This window comes from Streptomyces hilarionis, from assembly GCF_024539675.1.
Classification (GTDB): Bacteria; Actinomycetota; Actinomycetes; order Streptomycetales; family Streptomycetaceae; genus Streptomyces; species Streptomyces hilarionis.
In genome coordinates, this window is sequence record NZ_JAHHIT010000286.1 from 1 (window position 1) to 5,160 (window position 5,160).

At 75.1% G+C, this 5,160-nt stretch carries 1 protein-coding gene; it reads left to right on the plus strand.

What is annotated here, in order from left to right:
- Positions 1–110 precede the first annotated feature (110 nt).
- Positions 111–5,066 carry an ATP-dependent helicase gene (locus KMS84_RS37725; protein WP_256921071.1) on the plus strand — a complete coding sequence of 1,652 codons (4,956 nt, stop codon included), beginning with the start codon at positions 111–113 and terminating at the stop codon, positions 5,064–5,066.
- Positions 5,067–5,160 lie beyond the last annotated feature (94 nt).

The window sequence follows — 5,160 nt, forward strand, 5'->3', positions numbered from 1 at the left end:
TGACAGGACGGGGCGGGCGCCCCGCGCCGACGCGCCCGCCCCGCTCCGCCGCGCCGTCGGTGCGACCGCAGCTCAGCGCCGTTGTCAGTGGTCGGGTGCAGGATGGACGCATGGTCAGCTCCGCACACCGGGCCCTCGACGGCTTCTCCCCCGCGACCCGCGGCTGGTTCACGGGGGCGTTCTCCGCGCCCACCGCGGCCCAGGCGGGCGCGTGGCAGGCCATCGGCGAGGGCTCGGACGTGCTGGTGGTGGCCCCGACCGGCTCCGGCAAGACCCTGGCCGCCTTTCTCGCCGCGCTGGACCAGCTCGCCTCGACGCCCCCGCCGGCCGACCCGAAGAAGCGCTGCCGGGTGCTCTACGTCTCCCCCCTCAAGGCCCTGGCGGTCGACGTCGAGCGCAACCTGCGCAGCCCTCTGACGGGCATCCGCCAGGAGTCGGTGCGTCTGGGGCTGACCGAGCCCGAGGTCCGGGTGGGCATCCGCTCCGGCGACACGCCGCCGGCCGAGCGCCGCGCGCTGTCCACCCGCCCGCCGGACATCCTGATCACGACCCCCGAGTCGCTGTTCCTGATGCTGACGTCGGCCGCCCGCGACGCGCTGACGGGCATCGAGACGGTGATCCTGGACGAGGTGCACGCCGTGGCGGGCACCAAGCGCGGCGCGCACCTCGCGCTGTCCCTGGAGCGGCTCGACGAACTGCTGCCGAGGCCGGCCCGCCGCATCGGCCTGTCGGCCACCGTCCGCCCGGTGGACGAGGTGGCGCGCTACCTGTCCCCGCAGCGCAAGGTGGAGATCGTCCAGCCGACGTCCGGCAAGGAGTTCGACCTCTCCGTCGTCGTCCCGGTGGAGGACCTGGCGGAGCTGGGCGGCTCACCCGTCGCCGACGGCTCCGAGGGCGCGGAACGCCCGTCGATCTGGCCGCACGTCGAGGAGAAGATCGCCGACCTCGTCCAGGCCCATCGCTCCACGATCGTGTTCGCCAACTCCCGGCGCCTCGCCGAGCGCCTGTGCAACCGGCTCAACGAGATCGCCTACGAGCGGGCGACCGGCGAGCCCTTGGACGAACACCACTCCCCCGCCGAACTCATGGGCGGCTCGGGCGCGGCCCAGGGCGCCCCGTCCGTCATCGCGCGCGCCCACCACGGCTCCGTCTCCAAGGAACAGCGCGCGCTCGTCGAGGAGGATCTGAAGGCGGGCCGGCTGCCCGCCGTGGTGGCCACCTCCAGCCTCGAACTCGGCATCGACATGGGCGCGGTGGATCTCGTCATCCAGGTGGAGTCGCCGCCTTCGGTGGCCTCCGGCCTACAGCGCGTCGGGCGGGCCGGGCACCAGGTGGGCGCGGTGTCGACCGGCGTGGTCTTCCCGAAGTACCGCGGCGACCTGGTCCAGGCGGCCGTGGTCACCGAGCGGATGCGCACGGGCTCCATCGAGTCCCTGCGGGTCCCCGCCAACCCGCTGGACGTCCTGGCGCAGCAGCTCGTCGCGATGACGTCTCTCGACACCTGGCAGGTGGACGACCTGCTGGCGACGGTCCGCCGCGCGGCGCCCTTCGTGTCCCTCCCGGAGTCGGCGTTCACGGCCGTCCTGGACATGCTGGCCGGGCGTTATCCGTCCGACGCGTTCGCGGAGCTGCGCCCGCGCGTGGTGTGGGACCGGGTCGCGGGCACGGTCACCGGCCGTCCCGGCGCCCAGCGCCTGGCCGTCACCTCCGGGGGGACGATCCCCGACCGGGGTCTGTTCGGCGTCTTCCTCGCGGGCTCCGACCCCAAGAAGGGCGGCGGCCGGGTCGGCGAGCTGGACGAGGAGATGGTCTACGAGTCGCGCGTGGGCGACGTCTTCACGCTCGGCACCAGCTCCTGGCGCATCGAGGACATCACCCGCGACCGCGTGCTGGTCTCCCCCGCCCCCGGCGTCCCGGGCCGGCTGCCCTTCTGGAAGGGCGACCAGCTGGGGCGGCCGCTGGAACTGGGCCGGGCGGTGGGCGCGTTCCTGCGCGAGGTGGGCTCCCTGCCGAAGGAGGACGCCCGGCTCCGGCTGCTCACCGCCGGTCTGGACGCGTGGGCGGCCGACAACGTGCTGGCGTACCTGGAGGAACAGCGCCAGGCCTGCGGGCACGTCCCGGACGACCGCACGATCGTCGTGGAACGCTTCCGCGACGAACTGGGCGACTGGCGCGTTGTCGTCCACTCCCCGTTCGGCGCCCAGGTCCACGCCCCGTGGGCGCTCGCCCTGGGGGCCAAGCTCTCCGAGCGGTACGGCATGGACGCCCAGGTCATGCATGCCGACGACGGCATCGTGCTGCGGCTGCCCGACGCCGACCTCATGGGCCTGGACCTCCTCGACCACGAGCCCGTGAAGGCGGGCGCCGAGTACGACGCGGAGCAGGCCCCGGTCGGCGCGGCGGACGTCGTCTTCGACAAGGGCGAGGTGGACCAGATCGTCACCGACCAGGTCGGCGGCTCGGCGCTGTTCGCGGCCCGCTTCCGCGAGTGCGCGGCCCGCGCGCTGCTGCTGCCGCGCCGCACCCCCGGCCGGCGCACCCCGCTGTGGCAGCAGCGCCAGCGCGCCGCTCAACTGCTCCAGGTGGCGAGTGAGTTCGGCTCGTTCCCGATCGTTCTGGAAGCGGTCCGCGAGTGCCTCCAGGACGTGTTCGACGTGCCCGGGCTCGTGGAGCTGATGGGCGACCTGGAGTCGCGCAAGGTGCGGCTGGTCGAGGTCACCACCCCGGAGCCCTCCCCCTTCGCCCGCTCCCTGCTGTTCGGCTACGTCGCCCAGTTCCTGTACGAGGGGGACTCCCCGCTCGCCGAACGGCGGGCCGCCGCCCTCTCCCTGGACTCCCGGCTGCTGGCCGAACTGCTGGGCCAGGCCGAACTGCGCGAACTGCTCGACGCCGACGTCCTCGCCGAGCTGGAACAGGAGCTGCGGTGGCTCACCGAGGACCGCCGCGTGAAGGACAGCGAGGGCGTCGCCGACCTGCTGCGCCTCCTCGGCCCGCTCACCGACGCCGAACTCGCCGAGCGCGGCGCCGAACCGCACTGGGCGCAGGAGCTGGCCGCCGCCCGCCGCGCCATCCGGGTCCGCATCGCCGGAGCCGAGCACTGGGCCGCGATCGAGGACGCGGGCCGCCTGCGCGACGCGCTGGGCACGGCCCTCCCGGTCGGTGTGCCCGAGGCGTTCACGGAGCCGGTCAAGGATCCCCTGGGCGACCTCCTCGCCCGTCACGCCCGCACCCACGGCCCCTTCACCTCCACTGCGGCGGCCGCGCGCTTCGGCCTCGGCGTGGCGGTCACCGAGGGCGCCCTCCAACGGCTCGCGGCGGGCGGGCGCGTCGTCCAGGGCGAGTTCCACCCGGCCGGCATCGGCCAGGAGTGGTGCGACGCGACGGTCCTGCGCAGGCTGCGCCGCCGTTCCCTGGCCGCCCTGCGGCACGAACTGGAACCCGTGCCGCCGCCCGCGCTCGCCCAGTTCCTGCCCCAGTGGCAGCACATCGGCCGAGGGCACTCGCTGCGCGGCGTCGACGGCCTGGTGCGCGCCGTGGAACAGCTGCAAGGGGCATCGGTGCCCGCCTCCGCCCTGGAGAAGCTCGTCCTGCCCTCCCGGGTGCGCGACTACGCCCCGGCGATGCTCGACGAGCTGACCGCGGCCGGAGAGATCGTCTGGGCCGGGGCCGGCGCCCTCCCGGGCAAGGATGGCTGGGTCTCGCTGTACGTGGCCGACGCCGCGCCCCTGCTGCTCCCCCCGCCGCACCCCCTGGAGCTGACGGCGCTGCACCAGTCCGTCCTGGACGCGCTGTCCGGCGGCTACGGCCTGTTCTTCCGTCAGATCGCCGACCGGGTGCGCGCCACCACTCACCCCGAGGCCACCGATCCCCAACTCGCCGACACCGTATGGGACCTGGCCTGGTCCGGCCGGCTCACCAACGACACGCTCTCCCCGATGCGTTCCCTCCTGGGCTCGGGTCGCACGGCCGGTTCGACGGCCCACCGCGCCAAGCGCACCGTCCCGCGCGGGCGTTACGGCTCCCTGACGTCCGCGGCCCGACCGGTCTCCCGCAGCGGTCCTCCGACGGTCGCGGGCCGCTGGTCGCTGCTCCCCGCCCTCGAACCCGACCCGACGGTGCGGGCTCACGCGCTCGCCCGCACGCTCCTGGACCGGCACGGGGTGGTCACCCGCGGCGCGGTCGCCGCCGAGGGCGTCGAGGGCGGCTTCTCGGCGACGTACCGCATCCTGTCCGTGTTCGAGGAGAGCGGTCAGGCCCGGCGGGGCTACGTCGTCGAGGGTCTCGGCGCCGCGCAGTTCGCCATGGACGGCGCGGTGGACCGGCTGCGCGCGGTGGCCAATGCCCGGGACCGCGGCGAGCCCCTGCCCGCCCCGAACCCGCAGGAGGGCGACCAGGACGGCTTCGTCTTCCCCGACGGCTCCCCGTCCGACGACGTGTGGGCCGCCGCCGACCCCGACACCCCCTTCGCCTCGCCCTTCGGCTCCCGGACGGCCTCCGACCCGCGCGACGGGTACGTCTCGCCCCGGGACTTCGCCTCTCCGGGAGCCGGCGGCCCACGAGGCGGTGGATTCTCCGAAGCCGGTCCACGAGGCGGCGGCTTCGCCGACGGCGGCCCGCCCGGGCGTTCCCGCCGCGGCGACGTCCGCGGCCGCGACGGCAGCGCCCACGCCTCACGTGCCGTCGTCCTCGCGGCCGCCGATCCGGCCAACGCCTACGGCGCGGCGCTGGGCTGGCCCGAGCCGCCGACCGGGGCCGGTCACAAGCCGGGCCGCAAGGCCGGCTCGCTGGTGGTCCTCGTCGACGGAGAGCTCACGCTCTACATGGAGCGTGGCGGCAAGACGCTGCTGGCCTGGCCGTCCGGCCCGGACACGGAGAACGCCCCCGGCGACGATCCGCGCCTGCACGCCGCTGCCGAGGCTCTGGCCGAGGCCGCACGCGCGGGCTCCCTGGGCACGGTCACGGTGGAGCGCGTCAACGGAGCGTCCGCCCTCACCTCCCCCATCGGCAGCCTCCTGGAGGGAGCGGGCTTCATCGCGACCCCCCGGGGCCTGCGCCTGCGCGCATGACGGCACCCGCTCCCCGGAGCCCGAAAACCCGTCGCAGCACGGACTCGCACCACGGGCGCGCCCCCGCCCGAACCCGTACCCGTGCCCACAGCCC

Excerpts from the sequence above, each read along its gene's own strand:
- KMS84_RS37725 (WP_256921071.1), top strand. The coding sequence starts at position 111 with ATGGTCAGCTCCGCACACCGGGCCCTCGACGGCTTCTCCCCCGCGACC.